The organism is Leptospira chreensis, assembly GCF_016919165.1.
Classification (GTDB): Bacteria; Spirochaetota; Leptospiria; order Leptospirales; family Leptospiraceae; genus Leptospira_A; species Leptospira_A chreensis.
This window is the reverse complement of the sequence record NZ_JAFFPS010000031.1, coordinates 247603-268337: the sequence shown is the minus strand read 5'-3', so window position 1 is coordinate 268337 and position 20735 is coordinate 247603. Positions and strand designations below refer to the sequence as shown.

20 protein-coding genes are annotated in these 20735 nt (G+C 41.9%); 12 read left to right on the top strand and 8 right to left on the bottom strand.

Annotation, left to right across the window (positions count from 1 at the left end; genetic code table 11):
• Positions 1 to 837, bottom strand: an 837-nt coding sequence (locus JWG41_RS10690) for an HDOD domain-containing protein (protein ID WP_205269905.1), incomplete at its 3' end; no start/stop codon positions are given.
• A 6-nt stretch (positions 838 to 843) separates the two neighbouring features.
• Complete coding sequence (locus JWG41_RS10685; protein ID WP_205269904.1) at positions 844 to 1347, bottom strand: chemotaxis protein CheD; 504 nt, start codon at positions 1345 to 1347, stop codon at positions 844 to 846.
• 60 nt (positions 1348 to 1407) lie between these two features.
• Here JWG41_RS10685 and JWG41_RS10680 point away from each other — a divergent pair, with 60 nt between their 5' ends.
• From JWG41_RS10680 to JWG41_RS10670, 3 genes are all read left to right on the top strand, one after another.
• Complete coding sequence (locus JWG41_RS10680) at positions 1408 to 2631, top strand: TraB/GumN family protein (RefSeq protein WP_205269903.1); 1224 nt, start codon at positions 1408 to 1410, stop codon at positions 2629 to 2631.
• 41 nt (positions 2632 to 2672) lie between these two features.
• Complete coding sequence (locus JWG41_RS10675; RefSeq protein WP_205269902.1) at positions 2673 to 3053, top strand: hypothetical protein; 381 nt, start codon at positions 2673 to 2675, stop codon at positions 3051 to 3053.
• 75 nt (positions 3054 to 3128) lie between these two features.
• Positions 3129 to 3575, top strand: coding sequence for a four-helix bundle copper-binding protein (locus tag JWG41_RS10670; RefSeq protein ID WP_205269901.1), 447 nt, complete (start codon positions 3129 to 3131; stop codon positions 3573 to 3575).
• 77 nt (positions 3576 to 3652) lie between these two features.
• Here the strand turns inward: JWG41_RS10670 and JWG41_RS10665 are convergent, their stop codons facing one another.
• The gene (locus tag JWG41_RS10665) at positions 3653 to 4501 is read right to left on the bottom strand and encodes an esterase/lipase family protein (RefSeq protein ID WP_205269900.1); all 849 of its coding nucleotides are present in this window, start codon (positions 4499 to 4501) and stop codon (positions 3653 to 3655) included.
• A gap of 115 nt (positions 4502 to 4616) precedes the next feature.
• Here JWG41_RS10665 and JWG41_RS10660 point away from each other — a divergent pair, with 115 nt between their 5' ends.
• From JWG41_RS10660 to JWG41_RS21290, 3 genes are read left to right on the top strand one after another with little or no spacing between them, the layout of a single operon-like run.
• Complete coding sequence (locus JWG41_RS10660) at positions 4617 to 4982, top strand: hypothetical protein (protein ID WP_205269899.1); 366 nt, start codon at positions 4617 to 4619, stop codon at positions 4980 to 4982.
• Position 4983: 1 nt separating this feature from the next.
• Complete coding sequence (locus JWG41_RS10655) at positions 4984 to 6396, top strand: UTP--glucose-1-phosphate uridylyltransferase (RefSeq protein ID WP_205269898.1); 1413 nt, start codon at positions 4984 to 4986, stop codon at positions 6394 to 6396.
• A gap of 5 nt (positions 6397 to 6401) precedes the next feature.
• Entirely contained in the window at positions 6402 to 6659 is a 258-nt protein-coding gene (locus tag JWG41_RS21290) for an LA_0364 family Cys-rich lipoprotein (protein WP_408611749.1), read from the top strand.
• Here the strand turns inward: JWG41_RS21290 and JWG41_RS10650 are convergent.
• Positions 6649 to 7239: a TetR/AcrR family transcriptional regulator gene (locus JWG41_RS10650; RefSeq protein WP_205269897.1), complete on the bottom strand. Its 591-nt coding sequence runs from the start codon at positions 7237 to 7239 to the stop codon at positions 6649 to 6651. The genes JWG41_RS21290 and JWG41_RS10650 overlap by 11 nt on opposite strands.
• 119 nt (positions 7240 to 7358) lie before the next feature.
• Between JWG41_RS10650 and JWG41_RS10645 the strand changes: the two genes are divergently transcribed.
• Complete coding sequence (locus JWG41_RS10645) at positions 7359 to 7775, top strand: acyl-CoA thioesterase (RefSeq protein ID WP_205269896.1); 417 nt, start codon at positions 7359 to 7361, stop codon at positions 7773 to 7775.
• Positions 7776 to 7805: 30 nt separating this feature from the next.
• Here the strand turns inward: JWG41_RS10645 and JWG41_RS10640 are convergent, their stop codons facing one another.
• The 3 genes from JWG41_RS10640 to JWG41_RS10630 are packed head-to-tail and all read right to left on the bottom strand — an operon-like array spanning position 7806 to position 11532.
• A complete protein-coding gene (locus tag JWG41_RS10640; protein ID WP_205269895.1) occupies positions 7806 to 10217 on the bottom strand; it encodes a fibronectin type III domain-containing protein in 2412 nt (803 codons plus the stop codon).
• A 1-nt stretch (position 10218) separates the two neighbouring features.
• Positions 10219 to 10860 (bottom strand): energy transducer TonB, encoded by a 642-nt coding sequence (locus JWG41_RS10635; RefSeq protein ID WP_205269894.1) that lies wholly within the window; start codon positions 10858 to 10860, stop codon positions 10219 to 10221.
• A 12-nt stretch (positions 10861 to 10872) separates the two neighbouring features.
• Positions 10873 to 11532, bottom strand: coding sequence for a MotA/TolQ/ExbB proton channel family protein (locus tag JWG41_RS10630; protein WP_135578198.1), 660 nt, complete (start codon positions 11530 to 11532; stop codon positions 10873 to 10875).
• A gap of 124 nt (positions 11533 to 11656) precedes the next feature.
• On the opposite strand from JWG41_RS10630, the gene JWG41_RS10625 reads away from it, so the two are divergent.
• The 5 genes from JWG41_RS10625 (at position 11657) to JWG41_RS10605 (ending at position 19107) form a co-directional block, all read left to right on the top strand.
• Positions 11657 to 13519 carry a hypothetical protein gene (locus tag JWG41_RS10625; RefSeq protein ID WP_205269893.1) on the top strand — a complete coding sequence of 621 codons (1863 nt, stop codon included), beginning with the start codon at positions 11657 to 11659 and terminating at the stop codon, positions 13517 to 13519.
• Between the two features lie 12 nt (positions 13520 to 13531).
• On the top strand, positions 13532 to 16735 hold the full coding sequence (locus tag JWG41_RS10620; protein WP_205269892.1) for an efflux RND transporter permease subunit: 3204 nt from the start codon (positions 13532 to 13534) through the stop codon (positions 16733 to 16735).
• A 73-nt stretch (positions 16736 to 16808) separates the two neighbouring features.
• Entirely contained in the window at positions 16809 to 17171 is a 363-nt protein-coding gene (locus JWG41_RS10615) for a PilZ domain-containing protein (protein WP_205269891.1), read from the top strand.
• 50 nt (positions 17172 to 17221) lie between these two features.
• Positions 17222 to 18469: a sensor histidine kinase gene (locus JWG41_RS10610; RefSeq protein ID WP_205269890.1), complete on the top strand. Its 1248-nt coding sequence runs from the start codon at positions 17222 to 17224 to the stop codon at positions 18467 to 18469.
• Entirely contained in the window at positions 18466 to 19107 is a 642-nt protein-coding gene (locus tag JWG41_RS10605) for a response regulator transcription factor (protein WP_205269889.1), read from the top strand. Before JWG41_RS10610 ends, JWG41_RS10605 begins: the two co-directional genes overlap by 4 nt.
• 482 nt (positions 19108 to 19589) lie before the next feature.
• Here the strand turns inward: JWG41_RS10605 and meaB are convergent, their stop codons facing one another.
• Positions 19590 to 20705, bottom strand: coding sequence for a methylmalonyl Co-A mutase-associated GTPase MeaB (gene meaB, locus JWG41_RS10600; protein WP_205269888.1), 1116 nt, complete (start codon positions 20703 to 20705; stop codon positions 19590 to 19592).
• Between the last annotated feature and the right edge of the window lie 30 nt (positions 20706 to 20735).

Below are 20735 nucleotides of genomic sequence, written 5' to 3'. Positions count from 1 at the left end.
AGCAAGGCCGGCTTGTAAATCAGGAATATGAACAAAATAAGTTTCGATATCTGCTTCTGTAACGCCTGTTTGACTGAGCGCAAAAGGAGAAATCGGAACGGATTCCCCACCGATATCGATTCCAATTCCAGAAACCACAATCAGGATACTGGCAATATGAACCACGGAAGTGAGGAGGGGATTATTGTTTGAGTTCTCTGGGGTTAGATAATTTGCCACAACATCAGTGAGTTCTTGTGGGAAATTCCAACGTTTCAAAAGATTTTCGGACACTTCCATATGTGTGTATCCAAAGTATTTTTTCTCTAAAACAGGGAAGGGTTCTTGGTTGTCTTTTAAATCGGTTTTGATTTGCATCATGACAGGGCTAAAGAACTGAGCGAGAACGATTTTACCAACACTACAAAGGAGTCCCGAAGTGAAGGCAAGGTCCTTATCAATTTTAAGTTTTTTATGTTGTACGATTTTACTGGAAAGTTCTGCAACAAGCAGTGAAGAAGTCCAAAGTTGTGCCGCTTCCAATTGGTAACTATTTAGATCTTGGGATAAAATGCCTTTCGCTGCTGTGAGAAGGACAATTTCTTTTACCGTTTTGATTCCAAGAGTCATAAGCGCCTCTTGGACAGTTCGGATGGGTTTGGATGCCCGGTAGTAAGCAGAATTAGAAAGTTTGATCACGTTTGCCGTGATGGCCGGGTCCTTCGAAATTTCCTGTGCAAGGTCAGCAATATTTACATCTGGTTTTTGGAGTTTTTCCAAAACCTTAGACACAACCGACGAAATGGCAGGTAGTTTATTTACGTCTTGTAATACTTCATCAACCTTTGATTTTAGCATATTCGCCTAACGCACCTTATAAAGGTATTTTTCCATACCAGCTTTTTTTAACAAAACACGTCCGTCGTCACAGTAAAGACTGATGGTTCTTCCTTCGTTCCCTGCCACATCTTCCACTATGACAGGGATTTTTTTCTCTTCCATAAATTTTTTGACAATAGCGATGTTCTGTTCCCCAATGTTCTGTAAAAACTGGGAATTGATTCCCTTAAACATGGACGCCCCTCCGAACATTCGACAAGAGAATTGACCAATGTTGGATCCTTGTTGTTTCATCATTTCGATGAGGATGGGTAGGGCGGTTTCTCCGTACTTATGCGGAAACTTTGTGGCGTCTTTACCTGTTGGATCTTTGGCAAGCATGATGTGGGAAATGGCTCCCACTTTTTGCTCAGGATCATACAAAACGATTCCTATGCACGAACCCAATGTAGTTCGGAGCACATCCGTATCTTTTCCGACTTTGATGTCAGCTATTCCTACATTGATGATTTTGGATTTTATAGACATTCTACTTGTTTCTGGAGAGTGGAACCGTTACTTAGGTATTATAGATAGTAACCTTTCCTTATGCGTTCAATCAAAAAAACTACTCCCCCAAGAAAATCTACCAAAAAAGGTTTCAAAACAACGGAACCTTATCTCTTCCAAACCATCGGAAAAACGGAAGTCCACATTCTGGGAACGGCCCATGTTTCCAAACAAAGTGTAGATGAAGTCGAAAAAATGATCCGCACACTCAAACCCGATCTCATTTGTGTTGAGTTATGTGAATCTCGGATGAAGTCGGTAGAAGATCCCGATTACTTAAAAAAATTAGATATATTCAAAGTATTTAAAGAAAGAAAGATGTGGTTACTTTTATCCAGCCTCATCCTTTCTTCTTTTCAGAAAAAAATCGGCAATAAAGATATCAAACCTGGTGATGAAATGCGTAAGGCCATCACTATTGGTCGTGCGCTTAAGAAACCGGTGGTGGCAGTCGACAGGGAAATCCAAACCACACTCAAAAGGTCTTGGGGGAACGTAGGTTTTTTCTCTAAGATGTATCTTTTCAGTGCTCTTCTTGCATCGCTTCTTGTTCGTGAGGATGTTTCAGACGATAAAATTGAAGAGATGAAGTCGGATGACATTCTAAAAGATCTATTCTCGCAAATTCCTAAAAAATATGAGTCTGTTAAACATGTCATCATCGATGAAAGGGATGTGTATCTAGCGGAAAAAATTCGCCAAGCGGCAGAAGGTAAGTCGGTCAAAAAAGTTTTGGCTGTTGTAGGTGCTGGTCACTTAGCAGGGATTGAAAGAAATCTCCATCAGGCAAACGACTTGACTGTGTTAGACGAAGTTCCGAAACGCAAGTGGTGGGACAATATTAGTATCATTCTATATCCTGTGTTTTTTGCAGGACTCATTGGTTACACTACTTGGAGCCAAGGTGGGGAAGCCGGTATGGATTTGTTTTCCAAACTGATTTATATCAAAGGTGGACTTGCGGCTCTCGGGGCACTCATTGCTTGGGCCCATCCCATCTCCATCCTACTTGCCTTCATTACCGCACCCATTGGAACTTTTATTCCTATCTTTAAGGCCGGTTGGGTGAGTGCTCTTTCGGAATCGTATTTACGCAAACCCCTTGTGGAAGATTTCGAACACATTGCGGAAGACTCAGAGACAGTGGCGGGATTTTGGAAGAACCGTGTCCTCCATATCTTTCTCGTTTTTTTCCTTCCCCAATTTGGGTCTACGATTGGAACTTTTATCGTAGCCGGAAAAGGCTTGAAGAATTTATTTTAAGATGTAGGATTAGTTTCGTCTAATCACTGTAGTAAGAAAGTATGAAACGAAAGTTTGCCATTGGATTCATTCTAATTTTCCTAACCTATCTAGGATGCAAATCTTCGGTTTTCGGATTCTGTACTTCTGCGGAAAAGTTTGTGGAACGGGCCTCCGTTCCCCCTTGCCACCAATCGGCAGAGTCCGATGAAAATTCTGCCAACTCTGACTCTTGTGAATGTCCCATCATACATGAAGAACTCCAGTCGTCCAGTGCGACTGACTTCCCGATTTGGAAACAAGTCAAAGTTGTGGTTTGGGATGGATTTACGGCTTCTAAACAACCGCATTCCTTACACAAACCTTCGGGGCAGTGGTTCGTTTCGGGCCTCCGCAGTTCTCCTCCTTATTTCCCCACTCGCACCGTTCGACTTCTGATTTGAGATGACCACACCGAATTTCGGTGAATGGATTTTTACATTTCAAATTTATTGATATTTTAACAGAGGTTATACGATATGAATCGCAAAGAATTATTACAAAAAGCAGGAATGGCAGTTGCCGTTTCCGGAATTTTATCTACACTTTCCGCAGAAGACCATGACCATTCTACGATGACAATGCCAACAGCAGGAAAATCAAAGTATGCTAAAGCAATGATGGCAGCTATGCATTGCCAACTTTCTGCTGAGGTATGCCTCAGCCATTGTTTGACAGAACTTGGAAAAGGGGATAAGTCACTCGCGGCTTGTGCCGTAAGTACAAGAGAGGTCATTAGTTTATGTGATTCTTTTGTGAAACTAGCAAGCCAGTCTTCTGCTTTCACAAAGAAGTTAGCTAACTTATGTATTGAAGTTTGTGAAGCATGTGCGAAGGAATGTGATAAACATGCGAACCACCACACAATCTGTAAAGAGTGTAGGGACAGCTGCCTTGCTTGTATTAAAGAGTTAAAGAAAGTCTAACCATCGGCTAGACCAAATTTGCCACTGTCCGCCGTTTGGCGGGCAGTTTTTGAATCGAATTTTCTAGAATCAAATCACTAACGTTTTTTAGTCTTTTTCTTTGCTTTTGGTTTCGCTACTGGTTTTGATTTTTTGGCTGGTGTTGTTTTTTTCACTGCCGACTGCTTCTTTACTGCCAGTTGTTTCTGCTTCTTTTTATAAACCGATGGTTCATACTTTGAAAAATCCACTTCAATCTTTTTAGGGACTGCAAAATCAGGATTTGCTTTGGGAGAAGAATGAATGGCGATGCTATCTTTGGGAGTGCCTAAAAATTCTCTGAGTGTACGAATGTTTTCATTTCGTCGGACTAAGTTATAATTTCCAGGGATATCAAACCATAAGTCACGGCCTTGGCCAAACTCTGTGCTCTCTTGCGGCGGGAAGGAAAAATCTTCAATGGCAGAGAGAGGTTGGAATAGAGGAAAGAAGAGGGCATTTTTGTAATTTGTTTTGACCCAATCGGATTCATAACCCCAATACGACTGTCTTGTGTTTGTAAACCGGTCAGAACCATGAAAGGGAGTTCCAAGAGTGATGAGGCGTTTGACTTTTCTTCTGGCTTCATCAGGCAAAATCAAAACGAGAAGCCCACCCGTATTATGAGCAATCAAAGTCACTTCGTTAGGTGCTGTCAGGATTTGGCTCGCAAGATACTGAACTGCTTCTTCTAAAGATAAAGGGTCTCGCAAGGTAGAAAGGATTCCTACTTTGAATCCCAAGTTGTCTAAATTGGATTTAAGTCTAGAATAGTAGGAACGCCCGGCGAGAAACCCAGGAACGATCAATATATTTTTATCCTTATTATTCTCCACAAACAAATGGCTGGGAAGATAAAACGACAATAACGCCCAAAAACGTTCCAGATATTCTATGAATCGAAACATGAATTAAATGATTCTGTCTGACTCAATTCTTGTCTATGAAAATCAATTCCAGCGCCAGAAGAATTCCTGAATTGACCGATTACCGTACTCACATAGGATTGCCTTTTAGAATCGTATGCGTCATAGTTTCTCTCTTATTATTCTTTTAGGCTTTTTTCCTGCGGTTCTTTTGGCCGATCCGGGGAATTATGAAGAAGCAGCGAAGCTTTTGCCCCAAATTTGGGAAACAAAATACCCCCTTCCTTATGGAAAACTTACGAAAAAGGACCCTTTGAAACAAGGAATCCGGCAAGTGGCCCGTAAAAAGGGAAAGTATTGGATGTACAATTTCGAAGTTTTTATGCCAAAATACGAAAGGAAAGAGACGGTAGCCGTTCCGAAGGAAGACGGCCGTAATATCCTCGTATTTTTTTTATGGAATCCTGCGGTATCGGAAGAACCACATAGGATCGAACTCGGGGAACCACACGAAGGGAAATGATATGGAGAAACAGAAATCGGATCAATTGATCAGAGAAACGATGAAGACTGCCGGCCTATCGGAGGCATTCATTGCCGATTTTATTACCAAAGTAGATGCTGTGCGAAACGGCGAAACAGGAATGGTCCACTGGGAAGAAGTCGGAGATTTGGATCCCAAAACAGATGAAATCTCTTTAGAATCCATCCATTCTTCTTATCCAACAGATCTAAAGCTTCTTTCCAAATTGGTGGTGATTAAATTGAATGGGGGCCTTGGAACTAGTATGGGCCTCGACAAAGCAAAGTCTCTTATCCCCATCAAAGATTCTATGTCCTTTCTTGCGGTGATGTCCAAACAAATTGAATTCATTCGTTCTGAATATGGGATCGATGTTCCTCTTATCTTTATGGATTCTTACAACACACAAAAAGATTCACAAAAGGAATTAGAGAAAAACGGATTCAAACAGACACTCCGCACTAGTTTTTTACAAAACAAAGTTCCTCGTTTGGATGCAAAAACCTTTGCTCCCATCCAAAACAAAAACGAAATAGAAAACTGGTGCCCGCCGGGTCATGGTGATATTTACTTCACTATGGTACAGGAAGGGATTTTGGATGAATTACTTTCCAAAGGTTTTGAAATCGCCTTCCTTTCCAATGGAGATAACTTAGGGGCTACAGTTGATCCACATATTGTGAGTTATCTTTTAAAAGAAGACATTCATTTTGCGATGGAGATGACTCCGAAAACTCTCGCTGATAAAAAAGGCGGAGCCATCTACCGGAAAACTGTCGGTGGAAAGTTTATCAAATATGAATTGTTAGAAACAGCACAAGTTCCGAAAGAACATGAAAACGAATTTAGCGGTCTAGGAAAGTTTAGAACCTTCTCTACTAATAACCTTTGGATCAATCTTCGTGCTTTAAAAGAAAGATTCAATCAAGGGAATTTCTCTTTATCACTCATTGTGAATCCCAAACAAGTGGATGGGACTGCGGTGATCCAATTGGAAACAGCGATGGGAAGTGCCGTTGGCAATTTTCCTAAATTCAAAGGAATCATCATTCCGAGAGACAGGTTTGCTCCGGTTAAAAAAACAGAAGACTATCTCATCCGTCGTTCGGATGCTTATGTGCTCAATTCTGACTTTTCACTGACAATGGCAAAGGAAAGAAAGTCCGCAGGCCTTGGTGAGATTTTGGTGCTTCTGGATGAAACACATTATAAAAAAATTCATCAGTTTGATTCTTTGTTTAAGGAATATCCTTCTCTTCTCTATTGTGAGGAGTTAGTGGTTTCTGGTGAGATTTTATTTGATCTTCCTATCACTCTAAAAGGCAAAGTGAAATTTCAAAATCTATCGGGTGGATTGAAAACAATCTCTTCCTTAAACCGAAAGGAATTTGAAAACGAAACTATTTCTTTATGATTTTTATGAAAAGAATCTTTCTCTTTTGTTCTTTGGTAGTATTCGTTCATTGTGGTGCACCTTTTTCTTTTCGATCTGCTTGTTACGAACGTAACAAATGTTCAACGATTGAAGGCGAATGTTTTCTCAGAAATGATGCTTTTTATAAAATTTCAACTAGTAGCCCCAGTTATAGTGCCGCGGATCTCACAGCTCTTGCGGGGAGTTGCCTAGGACTAGAGAAAACTTGTCGTAAAAACTGCGAGAGCGGAACTATTTTTTAGCTTTCAAATCAAGTATTTGTTTCATCTGAGCGAGCATACGATTCACATAAATTTCGTTTAATGAAATTCTCCAGTTGATGAGCGCTCCTTCGTAAATATTGATTAGATCCCGTGCAAGTTCCATTGCATTGGCCGTTTCATCTAATAAACCTTTTTCTTGCCATCTTCCTATGTACATTGCAAACATAGTTTCCCATCGAAACACAATGGATTTGAATTCATCACTAAATGGTTGTTCGCCGACTGGGAATTGGCAGGAAAAAATGGCAATGGGGCAACCTTGGTAATAAGAAGCATCCTCATGCATCTGAATGGTAACAGCCTGGGACAATTCTGCGATAAAATCATCAGGAGTAGGAGACTCTCGTAGAATTTGGCGAAACCAAACGAGAACATCGGCTCCATAGGCTTGGATGACTCGAATTCCCAAATCTCGTTTGGATGGGAAGTGGTCGTAGAAAGAGGCTTTTGCCGTTCCGGATTCTCGAATGAGCTGGTTGATGCCTGTGTGGTAGTAGCCCTGTTGGTAGAATCGTTTTTTTGCAATTTCGAGGATGCGGTGTCGCGGGGAGCCTTTCATTGGATTTGAGTATTGGGGAAGGGGGGATTGTGTCAATCATTGCAGACCGTTCTGTCTGTTTTTTGATTTACAGACAGAACGGTCTGAGGGAATCTATCCCCAACAGGAGCCAACCCCCCATGCCCCACACCACCGAAATCCCCGTCCTTTGGAGCCATATGGATGCCAACGGCCATGTCAACAATGGGGTTTATCAATCGTATTTTGATGAAGCAAGGATCCAAGCCCTAGAACAGGAAGGATTTTCCATCCAGGAAATGAGAGAAAAGAAGGTCGGGCCGGTGATGTTAAAGGCTGAGTTGTCTTACCACAAACCCCTCCACCATCCCGATGCGGTTCGCATCGAAACAGGATTTCGGGATATGTCAAAAATAAAGGGCAAGGTCGTACAGAATATGTATCGGATCTCGGATGGTGCTCTTGTTTGTGAGGCTATTTTCTCTGCTCTCTTTTTCGATTTTGAAAGGAACAGGCCGTGGAAAATTCCCGATACCTTCCTTGAAAGGTTTAAAGCAGACGAGAAAACGAATTCGTAACGAACTTGCTTCTTCGCCTTCTGTTTTAGTTTATTCTCTGATAAAGGAGAGTTGGCTTTTTTCGGGAACGAGTCCTTGGTCTTCAAATTCGCCTGACAAGGATTCGTAATTAGGTGAAAGTTTGATTTTCCATTTTCCTTTTTCTTCGAGTAAATCAGAATCTACAATGTTTTTGCCTCGAAAGATTTCGTTTTCATTCCACTTCATGATGATGTTTCCCTCAACATCTTCTGCTTCAATGGTCAAACGAACTGGTTTGACTTTGTTTTTCCCATCCCAATACATCGCTGTCCAAGGACCGATAAACTTTTGTATGGCGGACTCTCCAAAAGTTTTTACTTTTTTTACGTCAACCACTGTGTCAGAGATGACGGATGTGACTGGTTTTGAGAATAAACTCTCTCCCACTCCTTTGGCAGTGGATTGGATGGCAAAAAAATAGAATTGGTTTTTGGTTAGGTTCTGTAATTTAAAACTTGTTTCGGAGGTTTCTTTGACAAGACTCCATTCCGGATCATTTTTTTTACGCATATAGATTTTGTATGAAGTTACTTTGGGAACTGCATTCCAACTAAATAGAAATTCTCCCGTTTTTCTATTTTCAGAAACATTGAGTTCCGGAGTTTTTAATCCGACAGACCTTCCTGCCACAAGTGATGGGAATCCAATGTCTGGTTCTGAAGGCAAACTAAACAATTCTCCTTCAAATTCAGAAGCTACTGCATAGAACGATTCTTTGTTATATGAGTTGTCATCTTTGAACTGGAGCTCTGTTGTCTTTGTTACTTCTTTCCATTGCCCGTTGGTTTTACGAAAGATATGATAGGCGACTGCACTAGGAGAACCTTCCCATTGTAGAAGGGTGGCACCGGCATACAATCCTTTGGATGCGGTTAGGTTTTTGGGTCTGGGTTTTAAAACTTCTGAAGGGTCTAAATGAGCAGATACATAATAACTGGATTCACCAACCAATTGATTTCGTTCAGGAATGACTTGGTAAATTTCGCTATCACCATTACGACTGGCTTTTAAATCAATATACGTTGTCTTTTCTGTTTTTCCTAAAAACCGGTAGATCCTCGCCATGGGATTCCATTTATAAACGGCATAGGTTGTGGATATGGGCTGCGGATCCCATTCGAGTAAAATCCGATCGTTTGTGGCGGCCACCGATGCACGTAGGTTTGTCACAGGTAAAATTCCAGCCGGTTTTGTCGGATCAACCGCAAAACCATCGTTTGAATCAAGAGAGGCTTTGGAGAGGAAATTTTCATCGAGGCTTGCCACTCGGTAATTGTAGGCAGTGCTTTTTTGAATTCCAAAATCTTCAAAGAATGCTTGTTTGGAAAGTCCTACAAGTTGGTATTTACTATCTATTTTACGTTTTCGGTAAACTTCATAGCCGATGGCACGTTTTTCTCTAGACCAACTGATTCGAATGCGATCGGAAAAATCACCGCGAGATGCAAATACTTCTTTCGGTGGAAAGAGGTTGTGTTCTCCGTATTCCAAAGATTCTAAAGCATCATGTAGTTTATTCTGTGTTAGGAGTTCATTTTCCGTTTCTGAATCAGCAACATAAACTGACTTTGTATATTTTGGAAAGGTTTCATAAGAAATCCATAGATACCCTTGGTCACCCCAAGTAGGTCCCCAAGAATTCCAAACTTTGAATGCTTTCTTTTTATCGTTAAAACCCAAAATCACAAGGGACTGTGCCCCTAAAATTTCCCCAGTTCCTGATTCAAAGATGCTATCCGGTTTGGGATCTCTGAAATTTTCATAAACTAAATACCCAATAAGGACGGGTCTTTTTTCAGCTAATGCGAGTTTAATGGAGATTAAGTCGTGAGGTTCAATTCGATAGATTCTTTTTAATCGAGCGTTTCTTCCTGATTCGACGACATTTGCTTTGGGTCTTGTCCTAAAACTAGAAGAAGATTCGTTCATTAGTTCTAGAGAAACGGAACCTCGGCTTTCTGCGAGGACTAGGGCATCCAAAAGGGAAACGGCTTGGTCTTTGCCACTGTTTAACTGGTTATAAATAAAGTTAGGTGAGTATAATACTTTCTGTCCATTTGCGGAAGTGGGACCAATCGAAGAAAGATTCCGAATCCCTTTTTTTTTCGCTTCCAAATAGGAAATGAGACCATACCCAACGGTATAACCAACACTATCTTTGTAGATTCCTTGGTCAGTCGGAAGGGGGAATTCAGAAGTAAAATCAAAACTACTGGGCAAGTCAGAACTTGTCATTTCGGCCCGGAAGGGTGGAATGGTTTGGTAAAGTTCGAAAGGATCGGGAATGAGGCCGGGTTTTCTGGAAGAGGATTTGGATTCTGTTTTTCCAGTGATGGGTTTCGTTTGAAATCCGTATGTGATGAGCGAAACTACAATGATAATCGTTCCAATCGCAATTCGATGTTTGTTGTTCCGTAACATTTTAATCCTCTTCTAAATCAAAGCTGATAGGAAGTCTATGTGCCATTCGTGTGGGTTTCCCTTTGTCATATCCAGGGGAAAACCTTGCTCTTTGGATGATGCGAATGGCCGCTTCATCAAATCCATATCCCGCCCGACCAGAAACAATTTTAACTCCTTGGAGTTGGCCATGTTCATCCACTTGCACCATCACAACCACTGTCTTCTGACTGATGTTAGCGGCCTTGGCAGCTTCTGGAAAATAGGCTTTCAAATCAAAATCGATAATGGGAGTGGGTGGGCGGTCCCCATTGAAGGAAAACAAATACCCATCTTTGTCAGTTCCATTTCCAGAGAGTTGGTTCGGATTCAAATCAGAGTTATCTGGCTTTTCTTCCGCGTCTTTGTTTGATCCTTCTACCCATTCTTGTTTTTCCACAGGAGCGGGGCTTGATGTTCCCCCGATGAGTTCGGGTGGAATCTCTTCAAAAGAAACATCCATATCTTCCATAGATGTTTCTTGGAAGGCCGCGTTACTTGGTAAGGTGAGTATAAAATAAATCAGATAACAAAATACATGCAATCCCACAGAGGCAAATAGACTGGCACGGAAGAGTCCGAACCGTCGGAGCTTGTATTGCAGGTATAAGGTAAATGACTTCATCGAATTTACTTTCTAGTGATGGATATTGGGCGTTGAACTAGAAGTTTGGTTGTGTTTTCCACTGGTGACAAAACTCGCATGGATTTCTTTGGAAAGGATTTCCAAGTGACCAAGCACAAGTTTCATTTTGCGAGTGAAGTAGTTATTTGCCATAACTACAGGAATCGCGACAGCAAGTCCCGCAGCGGTTGCGAGTAGAGCCGTTGAAATACTTCGCATCACCACTTCGGCTCCCGAATTTCCAAGAGTCCCCAAACCATAAAAGGCTTTGATGACCCCAAGAACCGTTCCTAAAAGTCCAATGAAGGGTGTGTTGTTTCCAAGAGTGTTGAGGATGGGGAGTCTTTCTTCCAAAATCAAACGTTCTTTCAGAATTTTTCCTTCCATCAGTTCCTGGAGGCCCTTATGGTTTTCCTTCTCCCGTTCCAAAACAAAATGAATGAACTTGGTATAAGAGTTTTCCATAGGATGGGTTTCCAATAGTTTCTCTGTACCTTTTAGGTCACGGTGTCGGATGAGGAGAGTGAGTGAATCTAGAAGTGATTCTGATTCTTTGTTAAAATTACGTTTATAAACAATCAACCTTTCGATAAATACGGCTATCGCGAGAATACTCGCAAATAACATAACGAGGAAAATGATTTTTTCCCCAAGGTCTACGAAATCTTGCATTTTGGGAACCTTCTAACGGACAGAATTCTCTACCTTGGACTGCAATCAAAGAGAAAAATTACAGAAAAAGAACTTCGGTTGCTTCCAAGTCGGCCCAGTTGAAAGAATGATTTCAAGGATTGGTATGAAGGCAAAAGACATTCTTCCCAGTTTTTTGGGGTTCATTTTTATCATTTTAGGCGTTTCTTTGGTAGTGTTCTATGCTACAAGGTCTTGGGAGACATTCCTCAACTTCTGTCCCAACAAAGATTTTTTATCTTGGGATGAGAATATCCGACTGAATCAGGTATTGGATCAGTATGTGGACTTTCGAAGTGGAAGTTGGTTCCGCGGGGTTATGCCCTTTTTGGAAAGTCCTACCTGGCCACCTCTCCGCTCCATCCTAACTTTTGTTACGCTTTATTTGCCGATAGATGCTTATGAAACTTATCGCGATTCTTTTTTAGGACTTTTGTTTTTGATTTTGGTCTATCCGGCTCTTTTATATATTTCTTTTCGCATAACAAAGTCACTACTATGGTCTGGAATTCTTTCAGGACTCATTTTTATCCTTACCATCCAAACAGGGGAGGTGCCTGCATATTCTCTTTCTTCGATGTTAGAAACCCAGTCCATGTTCTTCCTTCTGTTTTCTATCTATGCCATCTACCGGTTGTATGATGTGGATAACAAAGAATCAGAAATTGATTCAGGGACAAAGTGGCTTGTATTTTTCTCTCTCTTTGGTTTTTATTTCACTAAGTATCCATACGGAATTTTATTCTTTATGGCTTGTTTTGCTTATGAACTAGTAAGGTCACCAGGCATTTATAAAGATGCTTTACTATATCTTTTAAAGAATTATGCCAAAGGCATTCGGTTGGTTTATCTGATCTTTGTTGTGCTTATGGTTTTATCTTTACCTGTGCTTCGAGTGGTCACAAAGATCAACCTAAATCAAAAAGGATTCAAACAGTTTATGTTTGGAATCACCTTTCTTTTGTTTGTGGATCTCTCCGTTTATTTTTTCCGTAAACGTGATGCGGTACAAAAAGTATTTCCAAAAACAGCGGTTGTCCTTTGGGTTTATGCCATTTTTCCTGCTTTTCTTTGGTTGTTTATGAATCCGGATCGTGTGAATGCCCTCATCGATGCCCAAATGATTGTGAATGCATACACTCGCAGTTTTTTCTTAACCCTTTGGACGGAACCGGGACTTGATCCCTCCACACCGGGAGTTTTTGATTTTATATGGGGATTTCGCACCCTCATTATCTTTTCTGTTTTATCCCTTCTCTACTTTGTGTTTCGATCGGGAACTAAATTCCAAACGAAGTTAAAAGACCCACTCCTTGCGGGAACTCTCATTTTGTTTTTGGAGCTTCTGATTTTAGAACTCACAACGGGAAACAAACAACCAAGACATGTTTTGCAATTCATCCCTGCCATCGGTCTTGTTGGGTACCTTTGGATTTTACGTCTGTACCAGCTTGCTGATACCAAAATAGAAAGACTTGCCTCTGTTTCCGTATTTTTACTCACCTCCGTTTTTGTATTTTCCAATGCGGTGTATTCCCAAGGCATTTTGTCTGGTGAGTTTTATGAAAAGAAAATGTTTTGTTATCGGGGAATGAATGCAAGTGATTTCCAACCGGCAAGAGAGATCGCCGAACAGATATCACCTGACAAAAAATACATTCTCATCAACGCATTCCATTTTGAGGAAAAATATGGTTCTCGTGGTCGTGTGCTTGCATCCGATTTTGACCTTGCTATGAAACTAAAAACCTATAAACAAGGAATGGTACGAAACGATAACAAATATCGTTGGAAAGAATGGACGGATTTTGATTCCGTTCTTTTATTGAGTGATGTTTGCCCCGACAGTTTTGTAGAAGAAAAATTTGAAAATAGAACAAAAATCTTGAATAGTAAGTCAACGTTGCTGTCTACTTATAGAGAGAGTTCCGGTATTGCTTGTCTCCAAGAATATAAATTGCTCAAATAGAGAAAAAATTTTATGAGTATTGCTTCCTTTTCCATCAAACGCCCCATTTTCATATCCTCGCTTGTCATCATCATGGTGATCACGGGATTTATTTCCTTAAAACGAATCGGTGTTGACCTTTTCCCTGATATCAACATCCCCTTCGTTGTGGTTTCGACCGTGTATCCTGGTGCCGGTCCGGAAGAAATTGAAACTTCCATTTCCAAACCATTGGAAGAAGAACTCAGTTCCATTTCTGGTTTGAAACGGATCACCTCAAGGAATCAAGAGGGGATCTCTATGGTGTTTGCGGAATTTAGTCTCACCACAGACATCAAATACGCCGAACAACAAGTGCGGGATAAAACCGCTCGTGTGAAACCACTTTTTCCTGATTCTGCCAAAGAACCTCTGGTGCAAAGATTTGATCCCTCCGACCAACCCATTATGCGGATTTCCCTTTTTGCTGATCTCCCGGAAGGGGAACTCTATGATTTGGCAAAAGAGAAAATCAAAACTAAACTAGAACAAGTCAACAACGTCGGTGCGGTAAAAATCATCGGTGGATCTCGTAGAGAAATTCATATCGAGCTGGATCGAAACAAAATCAATGCCTTCCAAGTTCCGGCCATATCCATTGGAAACCAAATCAAAAACTCTGGTGTGAACATCCCCGCTGGAAAGGTAGAAGGGGGAGATAAAGAAACCTCCTTTCGAACCGTTGCCAAGTATGAATCTTTATCTCAAATTGAAAACACGGTTGTTTCCTTTGGTGGAGAGTTTGGGCGAGGGGTTCTTGTCAAAGATTTAGGACAAGTAAAAGACACCCTCCAAGACCGCCAAACAGTGGGTATGTTGTATGCACCTATCAGTGCCGAAGAACACGATGAACCATCCATCATCGGGAAATTATTATTCAAATACGATGCTCCTAAAAAAGAAAGAGTCCAAAAGAAAGCGCTCTTTCTCGATGTGTACAAACAATCGGGAGCCAACACTGTAGAAGTTGCCGATGGAATCCTTGGAAAAATCGACACCATCAACGATCAAATCAAAGACCTCAAAGGGGCACCTAAGGTCATTCTGATTCGGGATGGATCCAAATGGATTCGTGCGAACATTGAAGACGTTACCATCGCCATCATCCTTGGGATCTTACTTGCTGTGATCGTGGTGTATCTTTTCCTCGGAAACGTTCGTTCCACTCTCATCACAGGGATGGCCCTCCCCAACTCCATGTTAGGTGCCTTTATCATTATGTATGCCATGGGTTTTACCATGAACGTAATGACCCTCCTGGCACTATCCCTTGCGGTTGGACTTCTTGTAGATGATGCCATTGTGGTTCGGGAAAATATCTTCCGTAAACTCGAAGAAGGGGAATCTGTCATTGTTGCGGCAAGGAAAGGAACAGAAGAAGTGACTCTTGCCGTCATTGGAACTTCCTTAACGGTCATTGCCGTTTTCCTTCCGATCGGATTTCTTTCTGGGATTGTAGGCCAGTTCTTTAAACAATTTGGTCTGACTGTGGTTTTTGCCATGATCATCTCACTTTTTGATGGTCTGACCGTCGCACCGATGTTATCTGCTTATTTTGCAGGGAAAACGGACATTCATAAAAAGAAAAACATTGTTCTTCGTAACTTTGATAAGTTCCAGGATTTTCTGGACAGAATGTACGGAATCATCATGAAGTTTGCCCTAAAAAAACCATGGGCCGTCATTTTACTTACTTTCCTAACTTTGGTTACCAGTATCTTTTCCCTCGCTTTTGTCAAAAAGACCTTCTTACCTGCCAACGACCAAGGTGAGTTTATGGTGAATGTGGAGATGGCTCCAGGAACCTCACTCCATGGCACATCAGAAACGGTGGAACAAATCCAAAACGAAATCATAAAACAAATTCCTGAGCTGGAACTTCTTGCTACGGTTGTGGGAAATAGCGATGGCGAATCCAATATTGCTACCATCGGTGTGGCCCTCCTTCCTGCAGAATATCGTAAACGAACCACAGGAGATGTAAAAGACCAAATCCGTGAGTTCCTAAAGGCATACCCGCAAGCTAGACCGAAAGTGAACGACTATTCGGCGATCGGTGGTGGGGTGCAATATCCGTTCAACCTGAACTTAAAAGGGGAGAACTTAAAAGATCTAGAAACCTATTCCTTCAAAGTGATGGAAGAACTTCGAAAGGTTCCTGACCTAACGGATGTGGATACATCCTACCGAACCGGAAAACCAGAATTCCAAGTGGTACCGAACCGTGCCAAAATGCAAACCGTCGGTGTGGTTGCCGGTGTGATGGGGGCTGAGCTTCGTTACCATATTGAAGGTGGAGAAGTGGCCAAATATTTGGAAAACGGAATTGAGTATGATGTAAGACTTCGTTTGAAAGAAGACCAACGAAATTTACGTAGGTCTTTCTTTGAAACTCGAGTGCCAAACATCCAAAACCGCCTCATTCCTCTAAGTGCCATTGCGGAAGGAAAGGAAAGTAGTTCTCCGGCAAGGATCATTCGAGAAGACAGATCTCGTGTGGTTCCGATCAACGCCAACCTTGCACCGGGCGGAGCCATTGCTTCGGCATCGGAAGCTGCCACTAAGATCTTAAAGGACAAACTTCCTCCTCCTCCGGGAATCACGTATTCCTTTGTGGGTCAATCGGAAGATTTTAAGGAACTTTTACAAAACATTGTTCTTGCTTTTGGAATGGCCTTAATCTTCATCTATCTTGTGTTAGCTTCTCTTTATGAGTCCTTTATCACACCGATTACGATTCTTTTTGCCATCCCACCTGCGATTTCTGGAGCCTTCTTTGCTTTGGCTCTTACGGGGGAGATGTTGAATTTATTCAGTATGATTGGACTCATCCTCCTTATGGGACTTGTGGCCAAAAACTCCATCCTTCTTGTGGATCACGCTATCCTTGCGATGAAAGAACATGGAATGACAAGAGACGAAGCCATCTTTGATGCGGGTTCCAAACGGTTGCGTCCCATCCTTATGACTTCCCTTGCGATGATTGCGGGAACTCTACCCATTGCCCTTGGGATTGGAGAAGCATCCAAATCAAGAACTGCCATGGGGATTGCCATCATTGGGGGTCTTGTCCTATCCACTCTCATCACTCTCATTGTGGTGCCTGCGGTATTTGGATACATTGACCGTTTGCGTGAAAAGATTGAGGGTGCTTTCCGTCCTGATTTCGAAATCCGACCAGAGGATTTAGAGGACTAACTCCAAAACTTCTGGAATCTAGGGTATAAATTTAAACTTGCCCAAACTTTGAATTCGGCGTTCTCTTGGTTACATGTCCAGCGAACGCCGAATCTACAAACGAATCTCTGAAAAAGTCCATCTCACTTACCGGGTGATCCAATCAGGTTCCGGTTCGGCCCAGTTTTTACCCAAAGACAAAGGGGAAGGGGAATCCCAAGACATTTCGGAAGGGGGACTACTCTTTCGCACGAAGGAACCTATGCCTCTGGGAACTAGGTTGGAATTAGAATTAAGATTCCCTGATGTAAAGTACGTTCTGTACCCTAAAGCAAAGGTCGTACGTTTGGAAGAGTTTGGAGAAGGGGCTTTCTACGAAATAGGTCTTGAGTTCAATCAGCTCTTTCTCGATGATGAAAAACTTTTGTTAGAACATATCAGTCGATTAGAAGTTTAAACTGAAAAGTCTGTATTCCTTAAAACGTTTATTACCCAGGTAGAACTTGTATGTTCCAAAGGATTTCTGTTTTTTTTCGAGGGATCCCTTTGGATCCGATTTCTCTCCTTGCCGTTTATTCGGAAATCATTAGCAAACTTTACTTTCTCGGTTTTGCTTATTGCCTAGCTTATATCCAGAGTGTGTATTTGGAATGGAATGCACCTGACCAAACCAATTGTATTCTTTCTGCCATTCAATTAGTTTTAAGTATCATCCTTGTTTGTACTTCTTTTTTCTATCGAAGGTTCTTCCGATTCGCACCAATTCTTGTTCGATTGACTTTTTTCCTTCTGGTACTTGTAGAAATCGAAACAGGATTTCATGACCCTACCATTCCTTATTTTGATCCCAGGAATTGGTTGACCATCACTGCCTTACTCGGAACCTCTTCTTTCTTTTATCCGGGACTTGTGTGGCAGTACATTTTGGAATGGTCTTTTGTTTTACTCATTTATATTTTCCGAGTTTATTTTACAAATCACACTGTCATCCCCGAGGAAACGTGGCGGGAGATGTCGACAATTTTCCCATTATTTCTTGTGGCCTTCTTTTTGAACCATTGGTGGTTTCGAACGCGGTACATTGCCGCCTACCGCGGTATGTTATTAGAGGAAAAACGAAGGACTTTCTTCCAAGACATTCATGATAGTTTGGGTTCTCAACTCACGGACTTAGTCCTACTGTCCCAAAAGATGGAAAAAAATTCCGCACAGATTACAGACCTCCAATTAAAAAAATTAAAACAACTTTCTGAATCCGCACTTCAATCCTTACGAACTCAAGTCCAAGAAGAAGACCAAAGAGAATTGTTTCAAGAATCCTTGTTAGACGGTCTGAGGTTATTGGTTAAAAAAAGATACAAACTGGCCGGTCGTAATATAGAATTAAAATGGGAATCTTTGGGAGAAGAAGCCATCATTAAAATTCGAGATTCAGAAGTGGCACATCATATCCTTCAAATCTTTAAAGAAGTAACAACCAATGATTTACGGCATGGAAGTGGGATCTCTACTTGGCAGGTGGAAAGAACGCCAGAACATTTACAATTTCGATTTTCCACGGAATCAAATCGATTGCCAGACAAAGAAGAAAGTTCTTTTCGCGAGTCCCAGCCAAAACAAAACACTCTGTCTGAATCGGGAATTGGCGAACGAGGGTTACACCAAAGAATCAAATCTTTAAATGGAGAACTCACCATCAACGAATTTCCTTACCAAATCCATATGAAACTTCCTATGGGACTTTTTGATTTATGAAATCCGTTTCTATTGGAATCATTGAAGATAACTTAGATTTTTTGCAGTCCCTTTGCGGGGTATTAGAAGAAAATCCCAACTTACATCTAACCACTTGGAATTCCGCAGAAGCATTTTGGGCGGCCGAGGAAGCTAAGGAATGGGATCTTCTCATTTTGGATATTGGCCTTCCCGGTATGAGTGGGATCGATGTACTGAAAACCTACCATACCATTGAATCCAGAAAGAGTCTTGTGATTTCTTCCTTACAAACTGACGATGCTATCTTTTCCGCGCTAAGAAATGGGGCATCTGGGTACATCTGGAAGTCAGAACTGGATTCTTTGCACGATACCATCCAAACCTTACTGGATGGGGGGAGTGTGATTTCTCCGTCCATTGCCGCAAAAGTCTTGTTAAGTTTTCGTAAACCCCAAACCATTTTGGATCCAACGGGCGTTGGGGTGGAAGTGTTAACACCGAGGGAACGCCAAATTTTGGAACTGATTGTAGAAGGGGATAGCCCCCACCAGATTGCTTCGCTGTTTGGAACCACAGTGGGAACCGTACGCCAACAAATCAAAACGATCTATAAAAAACTCCAGGTGAATACCCGGGTGCAAATGCTCAAAAAAGCCCGGCAGTTCGGAATCTTTTGAAGGGCGGTAGCTAATCATTTTATACCATCTGGTAAATGGACAAAGGTTAGGGAATCGGATATCCTAATAGGATCAACTCGCCAAAACACATACAACCCCGACTAGAGTATATCGATTGGATTTCTGCTCTTTTGATGAAACTAAGACTGGTTCTGTGGTTTGGTGTTTACTTTGCCCTCGTATTCTTTATGAACTGGGTTTTTTAATTCCAAAACAAAGCCTACCTCAACCAAAAAGTGTGAAAATGGGGATCGAGATGACAACGGAAAATAGCTCCCTAGGTTACCATTTCCTCTCGCAACTCCGTTCCTTCACCCTTTTATACCATTTGGTAGATAGACAAAACCCGGCGGATCCAGTAGAATTAGATTTCGTTCACCAATCTTTCCTGCTCTTTGATTGGCCGAATAGCGTATGATTTCCATTAGACAATCTGATTGCTCCTGGCAAATACCATCGTAACGAACTGCGATGGTATTTTTTTAAATGCCCATCAAACGTTTGATTTCTTTGAGGAGAGTGGACTGGCCATTCATTAGTTTTTTTTCGGATTCCAAAATGGATTCTTTTTTGCCGGGACGGGCAAAGTATTCATCGAGGACTACTTCTCGGAGCGTTTCGTGGAACCACATCTGGGTTTGGGCTTCGCGGTTTTTCGCATAATAACCGTTTGTTTTTGTTGTGGAAATATAATCCAAAATCAGTTTCCAAATTTCTTCGATTCCTTTCCCACCAATCGCACTGCATGTGGTGGCTCTCGGTGTCCATTTGGATTCGGGGGCTGGGAAAAGGTGGAGGGCCGATTCGTATTCGACTCGGGCTCGCATAGCATAGGGTTCGTTTGGACCATCGGCTTTGTTGATGGCTATGAGATCAGCCATCTCCATAATCCCCCGTTTGATTCCTTGGAGTTCGTCTCCCGCTCCGGCAAGCATGAGTAACAAGAAAAAATCCACCATGGAGTGGACTTGGGTTTCCGATTGGCCGACACCGACCGTTTCAATGATGATGGTATCAAACCCGGCCGCTTCACAGAGATACATGGATTCGCGAGTTTTCCTAGCAACACCGCCAAGGGAACCACTGCTAGGTGATGGACGAATGAAAGCATTCGCCGATTTGGAGAGAATTTCCATTCGAGTTTTGTCACCCAAAATAGAACCTTTGGTTCTTTGGCTACTGGGATCAATGGCAAGGACTGCGAGTTTGTGATTTTGTTCTAGGAGATAACTTCCAAAACTTTCGATGAATGTTGATTTCCCAACACCGGGAACCCCTGTGATTCCAATCCGAATCGAATTGCCAACTTTATGCATCACAAGTTCCAAGATGCCTTGGGCCTTGTCATTGTGTGCTTCTAAGTTACTTTCTACTAGAGTGATGGCTTTGGAAAGGTGGGTTCGGTTTCCTGAGAGTAACCCTTCTGCTAATTCTTCTGCTGTGGTTTCTTTGCGAACGAGGGTTTTTCTTTGGTCACGAATGTAGGGAGAAATGGCAGGGGCATCGGCAACACCTGGGTTTACCGAAAGAGCCGACTTTTGGTTCGATTCTTCCTTCGGTGTTTTCTTTTTGCCCATGTCCTCGTTCGGTGTATCCATAATGGTGTTTGCCTGCCTGCGAAAAATCCT